The sequence below is a fragment of the Bacillus sp. 03113 genome (assembly GCF_006546985.1).
Taxonomy (GTDB): Bacteria; Bacillota; Bacilli; order Bacillales; family Cytobacillaceae; genus VATK01.
Genome location: NZ_VATK01000024.1, coordinates 20,945 through 39,511, shown reverse-complemented (window position 1 = coordinate 39,511; position 18,567 = coordinate 20,945). Strand labels below are relative to the sequence as shown.

Genomic DNA, 18,567 nt, shown 5'->3' with positions numbered 1-18,567 from the left:
TCCTTTATCACGTTTTAACGGGCAGTAAGATATGACCTAAAAAAATGTACAGTGTATAAAAAACTGCCCGTAAAAACCTGATCGGCTCAAGCTAACCATCAGGGAAAGAACACCCTTATGGAAGGTTCGCCTTATCTCAGTCGAAGTCCCTCCAGTTTGTACGTCGATGATCAAGGCGCTTGCACTTTTGTTTCTTAATTTGCGAGTTTGCGATATTTATTGATCGGGATCGATGCCCATTTCGGTGTGTTATGTTGAATTTTTGCTACTACTACCGTCATATCATCCTCAATACTTCCAGATCTTGATCGAATCACTTCTTCCATTAATAAATCAGCTATTTCCTGCGGATGATCTGTTTTTAGCTCTTGGATTTTTCTTTTCATCCATAAATCATAGTTTTCTACATGCTTCGGTCCTTCAAACACTCCATCACTCATCATAATGAGCAAATCACCTGCTTTTAGCTGCTTACTGACAACATCTACTTCAAACTCTGTTACAATCCCAATTGGTAAATTACTTGCTTGTATCTTCATTATTTTATCTCCCCTCTTAATAAAGCTTGGTGAGGAGCCAATTTTCAAAAACTTTGATGAAGCATTTTGGAGATCGATCATAGCTAAATCTAATGTCGAAAATATCTCATCATTCGTTCTTAAAGATAAAACAGAGTTTACCGACTTTATAGCTACCTTTTCTTCTATCCCAGATTGCAGAATTTTTTTCAATAATTGAAGAGTTTCCATGCTTTCAATATGAGCCCTTTCACCATTTCCCATTCCATCACTGATTGCAATTGCATATTTCCCGCACCCAACATCAATAGTTGAGTAGCTGTCTCCAGAAATAAGCCCTCCATTTTTAGCGGCATGAGCAACCCCTGTATCCACAACAAAGGCTTTAGCAGATCGAAATGTTACATGACAAAATCCATTTGGATACGTTGCACATTCCTCCGAGCTAACTAGAATGGTCTCACCCAATATATCTGAAAGGACAGGAGCAATTAATTTTTCACATTCACCATGCCCTTGGCAATTAGGGATCGTAATATCTAAATCAATATTCCCCTGATCTAGGCTATATATTTCAACGTGTTCGATATGAACACCAAATTCTTGTAATGCCTCTAAAATTAATTCTTCCTGTTTATGGTGATTCTCTCTTTCTCTTTGTATTTCCTTTGCAAAGTCTTCCATTACTTCAGAAACTCCTAGCAATTGATCTGCAACTAGTTTTCTGCTTTCTTTAACTTGCTTTTTTAACTTTTGATTAGCATGATAATGAGTAAGTTCTTGGTAAATAATATCCATTACTTTTTTTGGCTTTACACAATGTTGTTCCCATTCTCTTGATAGCTTTTGCGGCACTTCCCCTTCATTTCTCTCTAATTCGTGCATAATTTCTTTCATATAATCATAGGTTGTATTAAAGTTTCTTGCCCAACAATAATCCTTCTTAAAGCAGTTTTGACAAGTTTTTTCTGTTACATTGCTTAAAAAATAATCCAGTTCTTGCTCCTCTTCATCCGTTTCTATCGAGTGGTCATCAATAGAGGAAAAGCTTTTTGAAAGCGCTTCGAAAACATTTGAAAATTGAGAAACACGCTGTGCCGTCACATCGCGTATTTTTCTCATATACTGCTGTTGTTCAGCTGAATGCTCTGGTGTTCCAGGAATATATTTGGATAATTTCGAGGTGAGCTCCTTTGGAGTAAGAAGAAATAACAGGATGGCAGCCGTCGTCTCTAAAACAGTTAAAGTTAGAATGTCTCCACCTCCCTGATCGTACATCCCAATAAGTAATGTCGCAATAAGTAAACCGATAGAGACGCCTATTTTTCTTCCTTCCTTTAACAAACCTCCAAGCAGTCCTGAAAAGGCTAGTAAACTCATATGATAGAAGCTAGAAACATTTGCGAGGCTAAAAATTAAGCCAGTAACCACTCCAACTGTCGATCCAACGGCTGCTCCAGCAACAAATGCAAAAAGGAGTACTAAATATCTAGACATAATATGTTCAATCGATAAATCGTAGAGCGACCATCCGATCGTACCAGTCATAACAGATGCTAACATTATAATTAAACAAACAATTTCTTCCGTTTTTAAGGATTGTCTTCTTTTATTTAAAGATAAAAGTGGGAGGCTTTGTATAAAGATGAGAGTCAAAATAAATCCTAAACTTGCCTCTACCCCTGCCATCATGGCATCATAAAGCGATATACTTTGCCTTATTAGAAAGCTTTCTGCTAAGCTACTTGCTAGAACAGTAAAACACACATAGTAAGGGAGGGCTCTCATTTCATTACGTAACCATTTCTTTGTCGTTCGCAGGGAAAATAAAAAAATAGCCGAGAGTGCAAATACAGATATCGCCTCTTTCATCGAGAGAGACGCTGCTCCAACAATAATGCCTATTAACGCTATAGGAGCTTTATCTTTTCTAAGTAGATACACTGCAGCAAAAAATGGAAGACTAAATGGAGTAAACTTTGCCAAAATTAAAGCTCTACCTAATAAAAAACCAATTAACAATAAAAGATAGCCTTTTTTGAGAAAGAAGATTTCCATCTTCAATTGAATTTTGTTTAGTCCATTCGCTAGGTTAAGCTTCGGTCTATTAAAATTGATTTCTCTCATAGGTTCGATAAGATTCTTTTCTACCTTTTCCATTAAATCTACACTCCCCATCTTGTTATTGTTGTTGATCATTATAAAAGCCTCCTTTCCAAAAGTTTGTCAAATTAGCAAACAAGCTCTTAATTTTTTCTCGACTCTTTTCTAGTCAATCTTTTATATAGATACAAAATGATGGAAGAATTAATAGTTGTATGTCAGTTAGTAAATATTTTATTTATCTATCAAAAATGTGTTGACAATTCCATTAATTCCTTTGTATTATATTATTTGTTGCTTTAATGAATTTTGGCGGCGTAGCTCAGCTGGCTAGAGCGTACGGTTCATACCCGTGAGGTCGTGGGTTCGATCCCCTCCGCCGCTATACCGAAAAGAAGCGCCTTGATCAGCCCTGAAGAAAAATGTTCTCTTGGCTCAAAAAGCGCTTTTTTGCTTTTAGAGACAAGAGGTTATTTTTCACAAGGGCTAGGCACTGGAACTAGACATCTTGAAATGCCTGTTTATCGGCGACAAGCATAAGCCAAAATGGAAAGACCATAGAGTCGATGACACCTGGAGCTAGACATACAGAAATACGGCCGATTAAAGGCGCCACGGCCTTATGTCTTCATCGGCACTAGTACATCCTGTACGTCGGAAGCGCCCTGTTTAGAGTAAAAAACATCTGTTTTTTACTCTAAACAGGGCGCTTTTTTTATACAAAAAAGACAAGTCATTTGGACTTGTCTTATGAAAAGGGAATTTATCAGCGATAAACCCTGCTATTTATTATCAGTAATCAGCAGCAAGTTCAATTAACCTCGTCTAGCGCCTCTTCCCCCACGTTTGGACTCAGTATTTCGTTTTAAAGATGACAAACGATCTTCGCTATCTTTCAAGAAACGTGCCATTTTGGACTCAAAATTCTCCTTGTTAGAAGAGCGATTGTCATTCGTTCTGCCGTGACGTGGACGTTGAGAATGGGATTGAGAGCTTCCTCTTGACTCGTTTCTTTCCGTTCTCTCTTTTGCTTTCTTAATTGATAGCCCGATCTTCCCGTCTTTTTCAACATTAATGACTTTTACTTCAACCTGATCGCCAACTTTCAAATGCTCATTAATATCCTTGACATAATTGTCTGCGACCTCACTAATGTGTACAAGACCAGTCGAACCCTCCGGCAGCTCCACAAACGCCCCGAAATTAGTTATTCCTGTTACCTTACCTTGTAACTTGCTGCCTACTTCAATTGACATAAAAAGATTTTGCCTCCTTAAAGATATAAAAAATCATACTTACAGTATATTATACCGAATTGGAAAAAAGAGTGTCAATAATACACGATTCCTAACTTGTTCCTTTATTAAAAAAAAAAGAAAGTTTTCGGAACTCCGACTAGTGTCTAGCTCCGACGTACAGGACGTACTAGTGCCGAAGAAGACATGCGGCCGTGGCGTACTTAATCGGCCAGCGCCGCCGCTCGGATCATAAGCCACAATACGCAAGTCAATCAGGATTTCCTGCGTATAGTGGCTTATGATCCGAGCGGCTGACCAAGGCGATTGCGCTTTTCTTATTTATTTTCAGCTTTTTTTTCGGGAATACTAAAAATAATTTCACCTTTCTCAGACAAGAAATAGTCCTTTCTTGCTAGCTTCGCTAAATAGTCATCATCATGGAGTTTCACAACTTCCTCTTTTAGCATTTCTTCTTGTTTTTTTAATCCTGATAATTCGTGACTAAGCTTTTCTTTTTCATTTATCTTTTTTTCAAGTGTAGATGATTGCGAAAGGAGTGTTGAGATCATCATAAATGAAAGGACCGATGCAGCAATAAAAAAAACTGTTAATCTTCTAAACAATAGCTTTTTTCTTCTAGCTGTACTAAGTTGGGCTACCTCCTGCTGCAAAGCATAATTTGTTTCTAATTTCGTTATGATACGTTTCCTAGCTACACTCACAGTTCGCAGTCCTCCTAACCTGGGTTATTTTTTCCTTTTCAATATCCATCTTAATGCAAATTTCTTGATTGAACGTAAATGTCCTGCTATTTTATTATAAAACTTCTCGACGATTTTTTTAATACTTTTTGGAAGAGCATTATAAAAAAAGGAAAGTATCCATTTTAACGGCAATAATAGTATAGTTCTAAATAACACATATACAGCCTTCAAAACAAGGAAAATTAATTTCAATATCCCTATACTTACCTTGTATATAATAAAAATAATTGTCGATATGATCCAGAAAATCGGTCGATAAATGAGTAGAATAATGACTTTTTTTATAAAAAGATAAATCGAGATGCAAATCGAAATAAAACATTCTAATAACCAAAGATAGGCTCGTTTGAACAAGCCCTGATAAGCAGCAAATCCACATAAGATTGCTAAAAATAAATAAAATCTAAGTTCACCGCGATTTACAATAAACAAGACATAAAAAACCAATAACCCATGTAACGCCCAAAATAAAAGATCATTGATAAATACAAGCCAGCTCTTTCTCTTCGCCCTTTTTAAAAAACGTTGGTACGTATCTAACGATGCTCCGTAAAATGTGCCCATGCCCACCATGGCAAGCATAGTCATAAACTGAGTAGAAAGAGTCATCGGAATAACTTGCTAAAGAATCCTTTAGCTTTCTCCCCATGTTGGTCATCAAGATAGACTAGGTCGAAAACTTTTCCCTTAATCGAAACAATCCCTTTATCGACGTCTAAGTTTTTCATCTGTAGATTTTGTCCTCTAACCGCTAAAAAACCCATTACTGTCTCTAATAAAAACTCTTCATTATCAAAGCTTTCAACTTGTTTCACACCTGTAATATCAAGTAACTTTCTTCCTCGCATAATGACATCATGTTCTTGTACTTGACTTTTTTGAGTATTGTCATAGTATTGATTCACCTTGTCATCCCTCACAATCACAATGTACAACCTTTTTGTACATGTGTATGAGATAGAAAAATAAAATAGAACTTGTGAAGTTTTACCTTATCTTTTTCGCTATTCGCCTACTTTTTCTTCTTTTAGGACGGTGTACATATTAGCTGCTTCTTCTTTTTTAGCATTTTCTTGAAGGCTTTCTATTTTGACCGTGACCACCTTTTGACCAAAACGAATCGCTAATTCGTCACCTGCTTTTACTGTTGAGCTTGCCTTTCCTTGCAATCCGTTTATAAGAATTCTTCCTTGATCAGCAACCTCTTTTGCTAATGTTCTACGTTTTATTAATCTTGAAACCTTTAAAAACTTATCTAATCGCATAAAAAATCACTCCCTAGCATTATAAGCCTTTTTCTTTTGCTTCGTCCCAATAACGATCTAATTCCTTTAATGTAAAGTCATGAAATTCTTTTCCACTTTCCTTAACCCGACCTTCAATGTATGAAAAACGATTCTTAAATTTTTCATTCGTCTCGAAAAGGGCAAGCTCTGGATTGATTTTATAAAATCTAGCTACATTCACAAGGGCAAATAGAATGTCTCCAAATTCCTTTACAGCTTCCTCACTTTTTGCATCCTTCTTCACTTCTTCTTGAAATTCTATACATTCTTCTTTTACTTTTTCCCAAGCCTGTTCGACTTCTGGCCAATCAAATCCTACCTCTGCACATTTTTTCTGGATGTCATATGCTCTCATCAAGTTAGGATACTCTTTTCCTATCCCATCAAGTAAAGAAAAGGATTTCTCCCCTTTTTCTTCCTTCTTAATTTCCTGCCATTTTTTCATCACATCTTCTTCATTTTTAGCAATTGAATTGCCGAAGACATGCGGGTGGCGACGAATCATTTTTGAGGATATCCCTTGAATGACATCTTCAATAGAAAAGAATCCATCATCCTCTCCTATTTGCGCATGAAGCAAAACTTGAAGCAGTACATCTCCGAGCTCCTCAATCATATGATCAATATCCTCTTCATTAATCGCTTCAATGTACTCATACGCTTCCTCTATTAAATATTTTTTTAAGGATTGATGTGTTTGCTTAAGATCCCACGGGCATCCATTCGGCCCTCTTAATTCAGCAATAATCTGACGAAGCTTTGTAAATTCCTTGTATAATATTTCTTCCTCTTGAACAGGTGGAATATAAATCGTTGTTAAATTGTTTAATTCTACTTCTCGATCTAATTCCACTAGAGGAACTTTTTTGATCTGCTCTTCTGCACTCCCTGCAGCAATTACAATGAATATTTGATAATCATAAGGAAGCTTTTCCATTAATGTCAGCTTTACATCCGATGCAACGTAGGAATCATACACCTGACCAATAATGACATGCTGGCGAAGCTGAATCTCTTCTCTTCTAAGTGCTGTGCCATCCAAAAGCTGAAACCCGTCGATCGGATCAATTTTTAAAGCCTGAAAAAGGCTATCTAAGAAGCTTTGTCCACCTTTCACTTCTATCTCAATCCCATTTTCAGGTCCTGCTTCAAGTAAGAGCTGTACCGTTTTTTCAGCGACGAGCGGATGCCCTGGTACAGCATAGATAATATTTTCTTGTCCTGCATTCTTTAATAATGACTCAGTGATTGTTTTATACACATCTTCAAATTGATCAAACTGTTCATAGACGGAATCAAAGGATTGAAAAGAAAGTCCTTCTTGTTCAAGCTGACGGACAACAGGATGCTCCTTTGTTCGTAAATAAATATTTGATCCATTTACAAGTGCCTTGTAGACACCTAAAGGTAATTGGTTAAGGTCTCCTGCACCAAGACCTAAAATAGTAATTTTCACATTTCTCATCTCCTGCTTTTTTTAGGGATCAACAAAAGTATTTTTTTCCCAAACGGTAATAAAGAAAGCTCTTCTTCCTTAAAAAGGGCCACCTTAATAACAAAAAATAAAAAAGTATACCCCCCGATAAAAATCGAGCTTAAAGCCTGGAAGCAGGCAAATCGTCGACTCGTTTCTTTTGCTCCATACAAAAGATTGGTTAAAGATAAATACCCTTTTAACACAAGCATCATCATTATTCCTGCAAAACCAATCAGGAAAATAGATCGGAGCGTAAAAATGGATTCTTTTAATTCAATACGAAGCTTTATGAATAATAAGAGCAATATGAAGAGGAGAGAAGCATTAGACGCAATCGCTGCCCCCATAATTCCCCACAGTGGAATAAAGACAATATTGACAGCATACTTCACACAAAAGCCACACAAGATAACAAAAGCAGGATATAACGTAAAACCGAGTCCTTGTAAAATAGCTGTACACGTCATAATTAAAGAGCTAGAAACAATCATCAAACTTAGAACAGATAACACATGGGTGCCACTCCCATTTTCAAACAGCATCTTATTTGTCGGCTCCATAATGGACCATAATCCAATTGAAGCACCTACTCCAATGAACAAACCTATTTGTAAGGCAAAACGTATTTTTCCAATCAGTTGATTCGTTTGCTTTCTTAGCTTAGCGCTTGAGATAAGCGGAACAAGCGATAAAGAAAGAGAGGTCGTAATAACCGTTCCGATTTGGATTAATGGCTGCCCTCGATCATAAATTCCTTTTAGTTCTTTAGCCGCTTCTCCATTGATTCCTGCTGATAAAAGAAGGGAATACAGATTTAGCGAATCAGCTAATTGAATAAAAATAAGAATCATACTGCTAATGGAGATTGCAAAGCCTTGAATGATTAGTGCTTTCGCAATTTTTCTACTTCCTTTCAGATCCTTCCATGTATATACAAGTCGATTCACCTTATCTCTTCTAAAACGAATAAAAGCAAGTAAGATAAGCAAAGAAATCATTCCGCCTGTTATAGATCCAAACATTGCTCCACTCCCAACGACATAAAGAGATTGGCCATGCTTTGTTAGAAAAAAAGCAGCCATTAAGATAGTCATAACTCTAAAAAGCTGTTCGCCTACTTGAGAAACGGCTGTCGGAAACATTTCACCCTTACCTTGAAAGTTGCCGCGTAATAAAGACAACATAGGAAATAATAAAAATACGAATGAAATCGTTTTGAACAAAATTGCCAGCTGAGGATCCTTCATATAAGCAGATAGTGCATTTGCCCCGAAGAAAAGAGTAAAAAACGCAGTAATTCCTAGTAAAGATAAAACGAGAACTGCTAGGAAATATAGTTTTTTTATCCCTTCCGTATCCTGCCGGACTGCACGTTCAACATAAAGCTTTGAAATGACCACTGGGAAACCGTATGTAGATAATACTAGAACAACCCCATAAAAAGGGTAAACTTGCTGATAAATATAAAAACCAACATCGCCCACTATATTTTGAAATGGAACTCGATAAATGGCACTTAATATTTTCGTAAGTAAAGCCGCAACCGTTAGGATAAAGGCTCCTTTATATATTTCTGCCGATGGGTGTTCGGGCTTCATTTTTTGCCCCCTTCCAAATCTCAGTTCGAAAGTATTATAGCATAATGAGCCTGTACAACAAACGAAAGGCAGCCAAAGGCTGCCTTTAAATGTTAGAAAAAGTATAAAGCGCTTTTCTAAATTCTGCTATGATTCCATTTGTCTTGCTAAAAAACCAGCAGCTGTTTCTACTGCTTTTTGTTCTACTTCACCTAATGAGTGTTCTTTTGAATAAATAATGACTGCTCCGATCGGGTCGCCGTTGGCAATGATTGGACCAATTGTATAAGCAGAGACCGTTTCAGGATGCCCTTCTACTAAGGAAATCTCGCTTTCTTGGTTTGAAAGGATGGCATTGCGATCTTCCATTGCTTTTTCTACTTCTTCACTGATGCTTTTATTTAAGTATTCTTTCTTAGAGCCTCCTGCAACTGTGATAAAAGTATCTCTGTCACATATTAATACAGGATTTCCCAAGCTGTCATATAATGCTTCTGCATATTCTTTTGCAAAGTCACTTAATTCACTAATCGGAGAATATTTCTTTAAAATCACTTCTCCATCACGGTCAACAAAGATCTCCAATGGGTCACCTTCACGAATGCGTAAAGTTCTCCGTATTTCCTTTGGGATAACTACGCGACCCAAATCATCGATTCGACGAACTATTCCAGTTGCTTTCATTCAACGTTGCCTCACTTTCATCTGATGATTTTTAATTTGGCAAAGTTTTCTATACCTTTTTGTGAATCCTTCACCATATTTGAACTTAGTATCTTTCATATGGAAAGTTCTATACATATCCAAATATTTTTTCTCCTAAAAGATATCAATTCCATATACGGATAAACTTTCCATTTCGCGTCTATACCCTAGGAAATACCCTAGTCTTATCTTTTTAAACCTATTTTGCATGATCTTTAGACATTATTTTTCTTGTTTTTTTATACAGCGGTGTTCTCCGGTTCCTTTTTTGACTGTAGTAAGGCTTGAATCATTTCAAAAGCAACTTGCAGCCATTTTTCTGTAGCAATTCCTTTTACATAAAGAACGATCTTTAATTTTTTCCCTTCCATTCCTAACCCAACCATTCTACCGTATGGAGCGCTTAGCTTAAATACTTTCGAACCTTCAATCCGCTCACTGCCTTGCTCAGAAGTAAGAATTAAGATTTCATTCTTTGTTTGCTTGATCTGCTCAATACCTGCTTTTAAAGCATAAACCTTCATCTCTGTTAACTTAAATAAATTAGTAACCTCGTCAGGATAATCTCCAAAACGATCAATCATTTCTTCCTGCAGCTCATCTATATCTTCAAGCGTTGATATTCCTCTAAAACGTTTATACATTTCAATTTTTTGCTGGCCATCCGAAATATATAAATCAGGAATATAAGCATCCACTTCAAGATCCAACTCAATGGATTGCTTTTTCTCTATATCAAATACTCCTTTTCTTTGTTCAATTGCTTCTTTTAGCATTTGAGAATATAAATCGAATCCAACTGAATCGATAAAGCCGTGTTGCTCTGCACCAAGAAGGTTACCTGCCCCTCTAATTGTTAAATCTCGCATAGCGATTTTAAAGCCTGAACCTAACTCGGTAAACTCTTTAATGGCTTGAAGTCGCTTTTCAGCTACCTCAGTGAGCACCTTATCCTTTCGATAAGTAAAATAGGAATAGGCTACCCGGTTTGAACGACCTACCCTTCCTCGTAGCTGATACAGCTGTGAAAGTCCCATTTTATCTGCATCATATACGATTAACGTATTAACGTTAGGAATATCTACCCCTGTTTCGATAATGGTTGTACTGACTAAAACATCACTTTCACCTTCAAGAAAATTAAGCATCACTGTTTCAAGCTCATTCTCTGTCATTCGACCATGAGCATAAGAAACTCTAGCATCTGGTACGAGCATAGAGATCTCCTCTGCTTTTCTCTCGATATCTTCTACACGGTTATATAAGAAATAAATTTGTCCCTCACGTGCTAACTCTCTCTCAATCGCTTCTCTGACGATCCCTTCACTATACTCCATCACGTAGGTCTGTACAGGGAATCGATTTTCTGGAGGTGTTTCAATAACAGACAAATCTCTAACTCCTAGCATAGACATGTGTAACGTTCTTGGAATCGGTGTTGCCGTTAAAGTTAACACATCAACATTTGTTTTTAACTGCTTAATTTTTTCTTTATGTGTAACTCCAAATCGCTGTTCCTCGTCAATAATTAACAATCCTAAATCCTTATAAGTAATATCCTTTGAGAGGATTCTATGGGTGCCAATTACGACATCGATCATTCCGGCTTTTATGTCTTTAATCGTTTGTGTCTGTTCTTTCCTTGTTCTAAACCTGCTTAATAAACCTAGCTTGATCGGATAGTCTTGAAAGCGTTCTCTCATTGTTTCATAATGCTGCTGCGCTAAAATTGTCGTTGGAACTAAAAACGCAACCTGCTTTCCATCTGCAATCGCTTTAAAAGCAGCTCTTAAAGCTACTTCTGTTTTTCCATATCCGACATCTCCACAAAGAAGTCGATCCATAGGCCTTTCTTTTTCCATATCCTTTTTTATTTCATGTATAGAACGAAGCTGATCTTCCGTTTCTTCATAAGGAAAAGCGGTTTCAAATTCTCTTTGCATGTCGCCATCTGGAGAAAAAGAATGACCCTTAGAGGCTTCTCTCTCTGCATAAAGCTTAATTAAATCTTCTGCAATATCTTGGACAGACGATTCTACCTTCTTCTTTACTCTCTTCCAATCATTCCCACCTAACTTGTAAACCTTAGGTTCCTTGCTTTCCGATCCTACATATTTTTGAATTAGGTCAATCTGATCGACTGGAACGTATAGCTTATCACTACCTTGATAGCGAATATGCAAATAATCCTTATGGACGCCATTAATTTCAAGTGTTTCAAGTCCTAAATACTTTCCTATTCCATGGTTAACATGAACAACATAATCGCCGATCCTTAATTCTGAATAGCTTTTAATTCTTTCAGCATTTGAAAGCTTTTGCCTTCTTGAAGACTTTTTGGTTCGTTTATTGAAAAGCTCTCCTTCTGTAATGATCGCTACTTTTTGTATCGGCAATTCAAATCCTGTGAGTAAGCTCCCTTGTAAAATCTGGATTTTGCCTTTTTGGATTTTTTGATCATAGCTTATCGATACATCAATATCATAATCAGCAAGAACGCTTTCTAGTTTTTTTACTCTCTCTTCATCCGTTGCAAGAAATACAACAGAGAAACGACTTTTTTTCCAGCGCTCAATTTCACTCTTTAATACATTTATTTGGCCATGAAAGCTCTGCATTTGTTTGCAAGAAACATTTACGATATTTTGTGGATTTGTATTTGGTACATGTCTTAAAAATAAGGACATATAAAGAAGCGGACGATTCGATCCATGCATCAGCTCGTGTATATCATGAGAGACTTTTACATTATGAATAATTTCTCCCTCGGCTAATAGGCCTGTATACCACTCTAGCTCTTCTTTTTCGAGCGAATCATTCATTTCAAAAATTCTGCTTATTTCATCCAGCACAATCAGGCCATTTTTCGGTAAATAATCTATTAAACTACTAGGATGCTTATATGAGATAGACAGATACTTGACCAGCTGCTCAGGCTTTTGGCCGTTTTTAAGCTGCTCTAATTCATAGCCTATATTTTGTGTTAATTGTGCTTTCGTTTTTTCATCCTTCAATTTTTTCAAGCTAGCAGAAAGTCCTGCTTCAAGATTGGCACTTAATTGTTCGAATTGCTCTTTTTCAAACGGCATTTCTGATGCCGGTCCAATGATGACGTCCTTTAATTTTGTTTTAGACCTTTGATCATCTAGAGAAAATGATCGAATGGAGTCTATTTCTGTGTCAAACAATTCAATTCGAATCGGATTTTCTTCTGTAAGGGTATAAATATCAATGATCCCGCCTCGAACACTAAACTCACCTGGAGAAGATACCATATCTGTACGGACATAGCCCATTCGTATTAATTTTTCTAAGGTCTCTTCAACCTGAATATCAGCACCCTCTTGAATAACCAGTTGATTTTGCTTCCATAGCTCTACAGGCGGTAATATCTTTCTAAGCCCAGCCATTGGAACAATCGTAATTCCATTCTTCTTTTGTATCCAATGATTTAACACTTCTATTCTTTGTGCTTTTAATTCTGGGCTAGCAACACTAACTTCTGCTGCAATTAATTCGTTTGCAGGATACAAATAAACATCCTCATTTAACATATTAGAAAAATCTTCATACAGCTTTTGTGCTTGAAGAAGATTATGTGTAATCACTATCATTGGTTTTTTCGTTTTTTCATAAATCGAAGCCAAAAATATCGTTCTAGCTGATCCAGATAGACCAGCAACTAATTGTTCCTTTAAGCCCCCATCAATTCCTGAAATAACCGCACTCGTATCATCTTGCTCATAAAAAAGTTCGTTTAATCCTGACATTCGAACCCCTCCCTCCAAAAAAACATAATTGTCTTACGATCATTATAAGTAAAGCGCAGCGTGCCGTGATTAGCTTTAGACACGGAAGACACAATACGCAGGAAATCCTAATTTCTGATAAAAGTTTCTATATCAACCTATATTTATTCTTTATATGTTTAACATATGAACCTCTAACATGCTTTAGATCCAACACTTTAATACTGTTTTACAAAGAGTATACTACAAAAAATAGATCGATATACAAATAGAAAAACGCTTTGGATAAGCTGTCCAAAGCTTTAGTGAATAAAATAATCATTTTGATAATATTCTGGATTTTTTTGTAAAGATTCTTGACAATTTTCACAAATTGATTTGATGTAAATATTTCCGCTTCCATCATATGATATCATATCTTTACGTTCTTCATCACTTAGTTTATGAAATCCAAGTCGTTCAATTTCAACATACGATGAATCAATCATCCCAATTTTCACACCGCAATGCCGACAATGGTAATAAATTGCCATGCATAAACCTCCCTTAATACAATGAACTAGCAATAGTATTGGCGACTAAGGAAGAATTTATACATAAAAACCATGAGTAGTCTTAACAAACTTAACAGATAATAATCTGGTTTTGTTAGAACATCTGATCTTATCTTTTATCGACGGGCTGTTTGCCCAGTAAAGATTCTTATATCGATTTATTGATTATATTTATTCATAACCTGTAAGAACGGTTCATCCAGCCATTGGTTACAAGCTTCTGTACTTTTTATTACAGCATTAGCCATAACATTCTGCTCTTCCTTGGTAAAACGGCCTAATACATAATCTGGTACTTTTATGCCCGTCAAAGGTCGATCAATGCCAATTCGAATTCTATTAAACTGTTGACTTCCTAAGTGAGCAATGGTTGATTTAATCCCGTTATGTCCACCAGCACTTCCTTTTTGACGAAGCCTGATCTTTCCTACTGGTAAATCAAGATCATCATAAATCACCAGAAGATCTTCTTGCTCTAAATCGTAATAGTCTATAACCGCCCGAATAGACTCACCAGAAAGATTCATATAGGTAAGTGGTTTTAGCAAAATGACCTTCTCCCCGTTTACTAAACCCATCCCGATAATTCCTTTAAATTTCCCCTGGTTAAGAGGAATTCTCCAATTTTCAGAAAGAGCATCAACCACTTCAAAACCAATATTATGTCTTGTTTTTTCGTATTGCTTTCCTGGATTTCCTAAACCAACAATTAATTTCATTGTTCTCACCCTAACTTGTTTCTCTTATGTAAGAAAAGTGCAAGCGCCTTGTTCAGCATGTAAAAAAATGCTGTTTTATTTATCTATAGGCTTTGTTAAACGATAATGTTGATTTTGGAAGGAAATTTGCGAGACTCCTGCGGAAAAACGGGCTGGAAAGACCCCGCAGTGAGGTACGAGCGAGGAGGCTTGCCAGTTCGTCCGCGGAAAGCGAGTAAATTTCCTGACGATTATAAATCAACACTGAAATTTAACAGAGCCTATCTATAAAAAAAGAGTTTGACCAAATAAGATCCTACCTGAGTCAAACCCTTATTATTTATGTTAGCAACCCTTTTATCTTTTCATTCGTGCTTACTCAGTCACTTCTGTTTCTCTTCCTTCTAAATTGTCAGGTGCAGCTTCTTCTTGTTTTTCACCTGTACTAATTTCTTCTTCCTGTCTTGGTGGGAGAATGGAAGCAATAACCTCTTCCTCTTCATGGTTTAAATGAACATTGCCATCTATCTTAACAGAAGCAATCGTTAAGGTTTCCCCAACCTGTAGATTTGTTATATCCACGTCAATAGAAGAAGGAATATCATTTGGTCTTGCTGTAACTGATACTTCATGTAATGATTGCTGCAAGACACCGCCATCCTTCACACCGCTCGCTTCCCCAACTAATACAACTTTTACATCTGCTGTAATGTCTTTGTTCATATCCACCGCTAGAAAATCAACATGAATAATTTTGTGGCTTAACGGGTCAGATTGATATTCACTTAATATGACCGACTGTTGTTTTCCTTCTACGTCTAATGAAATAACTCCATTTCTTCCAACAGATTTCATTGTTTTCAATAATTCAGGTCCGTTTAAATAGATTGGCTTACTATCAAGCTTACTTCCGTAGACAACAGCTGGGATATTTCCTCCCTCACGGAGTTTTGTTAAATTAGAATGCTGAAATTTCCTACGTACTTTTGCTTGCAGCAACGTGCTCATAGCAATCCCCTTCCATTTTATAAAATAAGGCTCTTTATAAAAATGCCCTAAAACGAATGGGGATAAACATTTAAATTGATATTCACAAAAAATAACAATAAGAAAATCGGCACTAGTACGTCCTGTACGTCGGAGCTAGACACCCATCGGACTTGAGAAAATTTAAACTTACATTCTAAAAAAGCACAAGCTTATGCTTAATCTACTATTTTGGATTAATCAAACAAAGTACTTACAGATAGATCCTCATGGACACGAACAATCGCCTCACCAATTAGCTCTGCAACAGACAACTGAATAATTTTTTTGCTCATTTTCTTCTCGCCAAGAGCAATCGAGTTCGTAACGACGAGCTCTTTTATCTGTGAGTTTTCAATTCTTTCCATTGCTGGCCCAGATAACACAGGGTGTGTACAGCATGCATATACTTCTGCAGCACCATTTTCCGCTAACGCATTTGCTCCAAGTGTAATCGTACCAGCTGTATCAATAATATCATCAATTAAAATGGCAATCTTTCCTTCAACATTACCGACAATATTCATAACTTCCGCAACATTAGGTTTTGGTCTACGTTTATCAATAATAGCAATAGGAGCTTTTAAACGTTCTGCCAGCTTTCTAGCACGTGTCACTCCGCCATGATCTGGAGACACAATCACAATTTCACCGTTAAAATTACAGTTTTGGAAATGTTCTGCTAATATTGGTACACCCATTAAATGGTCGATTGGAATATCAAAAAAGCCTTGAAGCTGTGGTGCATGGAGGTCTAAAGTAATTAGTCGGGTTGCACCTGCTGTTTCAAGCAGATTTGCAACTAATTTTGCTGTGATTGGTTCACGAGCACGAGCCTTACGATCTTGTCGAGCGTAACCATAATAAGGCATTACGATACTAATCGTTTTTGCTGATGCACGCTTTAAAGCATCAATTAAGATTAATAATTCCATTAGATGCTCATTTACTGGATTGCTTGTAGATTGTACGATAAAAACATCACAGCCACGAATACTTTCTTCGATATTAATTTGAATTTCTCCATCAGCAAATCGATGAACCGAACATTTACCAAGCTTTACGCCAATGGATTCCGATATTTCCTCTGCTAGCTCTGGATTCGAGCTTAATGTAAACAATTTCAAATTTGGATCTAAATACTGATTAGACATGTTGACCTCCGCTTTGGTTTATTATCAAGGGAATGGATATACCCCCAAGGTTAATCATTACTTAAGGTGAGATACTCATTAAGTAAAACTAAATTCCCTACTTTATATTTTACATCATTACTTTTTATAATTAAGCTTCTCTACGTAATTCTCTTTATTTACTTGGCGAGCTCTTGCGATCGATAATGCTTCACCTGGAACATCATCTGTAATGGTAGATCCTGCAGCAACATATGCATCCTTGCCAATTGTTACCGGTGCAATTAAATTTGAATTACATCCGATAAATACTCCATCTTCGATCGTAGTTAAGAATTTATTTTTCCCATCATAATTAACCGTGATCGATCCGCAGCCTATATTGACATCACTTCCTACGTTGGCGTCGCCTATGTAGCTTAAATGCGAGGCCTTACTTCCTGCTCCAAAAATAGCTTTTTTTATTTCGACAAAATTACCTATTTTTACATCATTATGGATACTTGATTGTGGACGTATATGAGCGAATGGTCCGATATGCACATCACTACCAATGCTGCTGTCGTGTGCAACAGACTGCTTTATAACTGTATGTTCTCCAATTTTACAGTCTTTTACCTCAGTATTTGGACCAATAGAACAATTTGAAGCAATAACTGTTTGTCCGGATAATGTTGTACCTGGATAGATTACAGTATCGAACCCAATTTCAACATCAGTGCCAATATACGTATGAACTGGGTCTATAATTGTCACACCATTCAGCATATGTCGTTCATTGATTCTCTTTTGTAAAATGCGCTCTGCCTGTGAAAGAGCAATTCGATCATTCACACCAATTGTTTCTTCGTAGTCATTTGTGTGAAAAGCTGATACGATTTCACCTTGTTGTTGTAATATTTCAACCACATCTGGCAAATAATATTCACCTTGAGCATTTTCATTTTTCACAGATTTCAAAGCTTTAAATAACAGCTTATTATCAAAACAATAGGTTCCTGTGTTAATTTCCTTGATTTGTATTTCCTCTTCTGTTGCATCTTTATGCTCTACAATTTTCTTCACAAGACCTTGTTCGTTTCGAATAATCCTTCCATAGCCTGTTGGATTATCAATAAAAGTCGTTAATATTGTAGCTTTAGCATTCATTTTTTCATGATGTTCAAATAAAGCTTCTATCGTTTCAGATGTGATTAGAGGTGTATCACCGCAAACAATAATCGTTGTACCTTCTTTATCATTAAGTAATTCTTCCGCCTGCATTACAGCATGAGCAGTTCCTAACTGCTTTTCTTGAAGCACAAAATCACTTTGAGTATCAAGCTGTGCTTTTACTTGCTCCGCACCATGTCCTACGATGGTTATGATACGGTCTATATCAAGTGTTGATATTTGATCAACGACGTGCTGTACCATTGGTTTTCCACATACAGGGTGAAGAACCTTGTATAGCTTTGATTTCATTCTTGTTCCTTGTCCCGCGGCTAATATTACTGCATAACGAGTAAGCATCAACAGGCCTCCAATATACCTTTTTATCCATTAAGAATATATCTTAATTACACGTTCATTTCAAGGAGAGAACACAAATTCTATTTCATTTCGTTTACGGGTGAAGTGATTTTGTTGATTATTGATAAAAAGAGTTATTTCAACCCTATAAAAATTAGAGAAGATGTACAAAGAAGAATATTTTTTGAGGTTTTTATCTCGGGGTTAACAACCATGACAAGATCGGA

At 36.6% G+C, this 18,567-nt stretch carries 15 protein-coding genes and 1 tRNA gene; 1 reads left to right on the top strand and 15 read right to left on the bottom strand.

Features of this window, described 5'->3' with window-relative positions; all coding sequences use genetic code 11:
• Positions 1-194 precede the first annotated feature (194 nt).
• The gene (gene spoIIE, locus FDO66_RS18755) at positions 195-2,678 is read right to left on the bottom strand and encodes a stage II sporulation protein E (protein ID WP_141434211.1); all 2,484 of its coding nucleotides are present in this window, start codon (positions 2,676-2,678) and stop codon (positions 195-197) included.
• A 254-nt stretch (positions 2,679-2,932) separates the two neighbouring features.
• On the opposite strand from spoIIE, the gene FDO66_RS18750 reads away from it, so the two are divergent.
• Positions 2,933-3,006, top strand: a tRNA-Met gene (locus tag FDO66_RS18750).
• Positions 3,007-3,436: 430 nt separating this feature from the next.
• On the opposite strand, the gene FDO66_RS18745 is transcribed toward FDO66_RS18750, so the two are convergent.
• From FDO66_RS18745 to glmU, 14 genes are all read right to left on the bottom strand, one after another.
• Positions 3,437-3,877, bottom strand: coding sequence for a S1 domain-containing RNA-binding protein (locus FDO66_RS18745; protein WP_141434191.1), 441 nt, complete (start codon positions 3,875-3,877; stop codon positions 3,437-3,439).
• Positions 3,878-4,194: 317 nt separating this feature from the next.
• Entirely contained in the window at positions 4,195-4,581 is a 387-nt protein-coding gene (locus tag FDO66_RS18740) for an FtsB family cell division protein (protein WP_141434190.1), read from the bottom strand.
• A 24-nt stretch (positions 4,582-4,605) separates the two neighbouring features.
• On the bottom strand, positions 4,606-5,232 hold the full coding sequence (gene yabQ / locus FDO66_RS18735; protein ID WP_141434189.1) for a spore cortex biosynthesis protein YabQ: 627 nt from the start codon (positions 5,230-5,232) through the stop codon (positions 4,606-4,608).
• Positions 5,229-5,528, bottom strand: coding sequence for a sporulation protein YabP (gene yabP, locus FDO66_RS18730; protein WP_141434210.1), 300 nt, complete (start codon positions 5,526-5,528; stop codon positions 5,229-5,231). Before yabP ends, yabQ begins: the two co-directional genes overlap by 4 nt.
• A gap of 99 nt (positions 5,529-5,627) precedes the next feature.
• Entirely contained in the window at positions 5,628-5,888 is a 261-nt protein-coding gene (locus tag FDO66_RS18725) for an RNA-binding S4 domain-containing protein (protein WP_141434188.1), read from the bottom strand.
• Between the two features lie 19 nt (positions 5,889-5,907).
• A complete protein-coding gene (gene yabN / locus FDO66_RS18720) occupies positions 5,908-7,365 on the bottom strand; it encodes a bifunctional methyltransferase/pyrophosphohydrolase YabN (RefSeq protein ID WP_395939818.1) in 1,458 nt (485 codons plus the stop codon).
• Between the two features lie 5 nt (positions 7,366-7,370).
• Complete coding sequence (locus FDO66_RS18715) at positions 7,371-8,984, bottom strand: putative polysaccharide biosynthesis protein (protein ID WP_141434186.1); 1,614 nt, start codon at positions 8,982-8,984, stop codon at positions 7,371-7,373.
• Between the two features lie 126 nt (positions 8,985-9,110).
• Positions 9,111-9,647 carry a stage V sporulation protein T gene (spoVT, locus tag FDO66_RS18710; RefSeq protein WP_141434185.1) on the bottom strand — a complete coding sequence of 179 codons (537 nt, stop codon included), beginning with the start codon at positions 9,645-9,647 and terminating at the stop codon, positions 9,111-9,113.
• A gap of 260 nt (positions 9,648-9,907) precedes the next feature.
• Complete coding sequence (gene mfd, locus FDO66_RS18705) at positions 9,908-13,438, bottom strand: transcription-repair coupling factor (RefSeq protein WP_141434184.1); 3,531 nt, start codon at positions 13,436-13,438, stop codon at positions 9,908-9,910.
• A gap of 281 nt (positions 13,439-13,719) precedes the next feature.
• On the bottom strand, positions 13,720-13,950 hold the full coding sequence (gene fin, locus FDO66_RS18700) for an anti-sigma-F factor Fin (RefSeq protein ID WP_141434183.1): 231 nt from the start codon (positions 13,948-13,950) through the stop codon (positions 13,720-13,722).
• Between the two features lie 179 nt (positions 13,951-14,129).
• Complete coding sequence (pth, locus tag FDO66_RS18695; RefSeq protein WP_141434182.1) at positions 14,130-14,690, bottom strand: aminoacyl-tRNA hydrolase; 561 nt, start codon at positions 14,688-14,690, stop codon at positions 14,130-14,132.
• A 354-nt stretch (positions 14,691-15,044) separates the two neighbouring features.
• The gene (locus FDO66_RS18690) at positions 15,045-15,677 is read right to left on the bottom strand and encodes a 50S ribosomal protein L25/general stress protein Ctc (protein ID WP_141434181.1); all 633 of its coding nucleotides are present in this window, start codon (positions 15,675-15,677) and stop codon (positions 15,045-15,047) included.
• Positions 15,678-15,892: 215 nt separating this feature from the next.
• Positions 15,893-16,849, bottom strand: a complete 957-nt coding sequence (locus FDO66_RS18685) for a ribose-phosphate diphosphokinase (RefSeq protein ID WP_141434180.1) — start codon at positions 16,847-16,849, stop codon at positions 15,893-15,895.
• Positions 16,850-16,966: 117 nt separating this feature from the next.
• On the bottom strand, positions 16,967-18,340 hold the full coding sequence (gene glmU, locus FDO66_RS18680; protein ID WP_141434179.1) for a bifunctional UDP-N-acetylglucosamine diphosphorylase/glucosamine-1-phosphate N-acetyltransferase GlmU: 1,374 nt from the start codon (positions 18,338-18,340) through the stop codon (positions 16,967-16,969).
• Positions 18,341-18,567: the final 227 nt, after the last annotated feature.

Bases quoted from the DNA above. Each gene is read 5' to 3' on its own strand.
- FDO66_RS18685 (WP_141434180.1), bottom strand. From the start codon at position 16,849: ATGTCTAATCAGTATTTAGATCCAAATTTGAAATTGTTTACATTAAGC.
- FDO66_RS18725 (WP_141434188.1), bottom strand. From the start codon at position 5,888: ATGCGATTAGATAAGTTTTTAAAGGTTTCAAGATTAATAAAACGTAGA.
- fin (WP_141434183.1), bottom strand. From the start codon at position 13,950: ATGGCAATTTATTACCATTGTCGGCATTGCGGTGTGAAAATTGGGATG.
- yabQ (WP_141434189.1), bottom strand. From the start codon at position 5,232: ATGACTCTTTCTACTCAGTTTATGACTATGCTTGCCATGGTGGGCATG.
- FDO66_RS18690 (WP_141434181.1), bottom strand. From the start codon at position 15,677: ATGAGCACGTTGCTGCAAGCAAAAGTACGTAGGAAATTTCAGCATTCT.
- FDO66_RS18745 (WP_141434191.1), bottom strand. From the start codon at position 3,877: ATGTCAATTGAAGTAGGCAGCAAGTTACAAGGTAAGGTAACAGGAATA.
- pth (WP_141434182.1), bottom strand. From the start codon at position 14,690: ATGAAATTAATTGTTGGTTTAGGAAATCCAGGAAAGCAATACGAAAAA.
- spoIIE (WP_141434211.1), bottom strand. From the start codon at position 2,678: ATGGAAAAGGTAGAAAAGAATCTTATCGAACCTATGAGAGAAATCAAT.
- FDO66_RS18715 (WP_141434186.1), bottom strand. From the start codon at position 8,984: ATGAAGCCCGAACACCCATCGGCAGAAATATATAAAGGAGCCTTTATC.
- glmU (WP_141434179.1), bottom strand. From the start codon at position 18,340: ATGCTTACTCGTTATGCAGTAATATTAGCCGCGGGACAAGGAACAAGA.
- mfd (WP_141434184.1), bottom strand. From the start codon at position 13,438: ATGTCAGGATTAAACGAACTTTTTTATGAGCAAGATGATACGAGTGCG.
- spoVT (WP_141434185.1), bottom strand. From the start codon at position 9,647: ATGAAAGCAACTGGAATAGTTCGTCGAATCGATGATTTGGGTCGCGTA.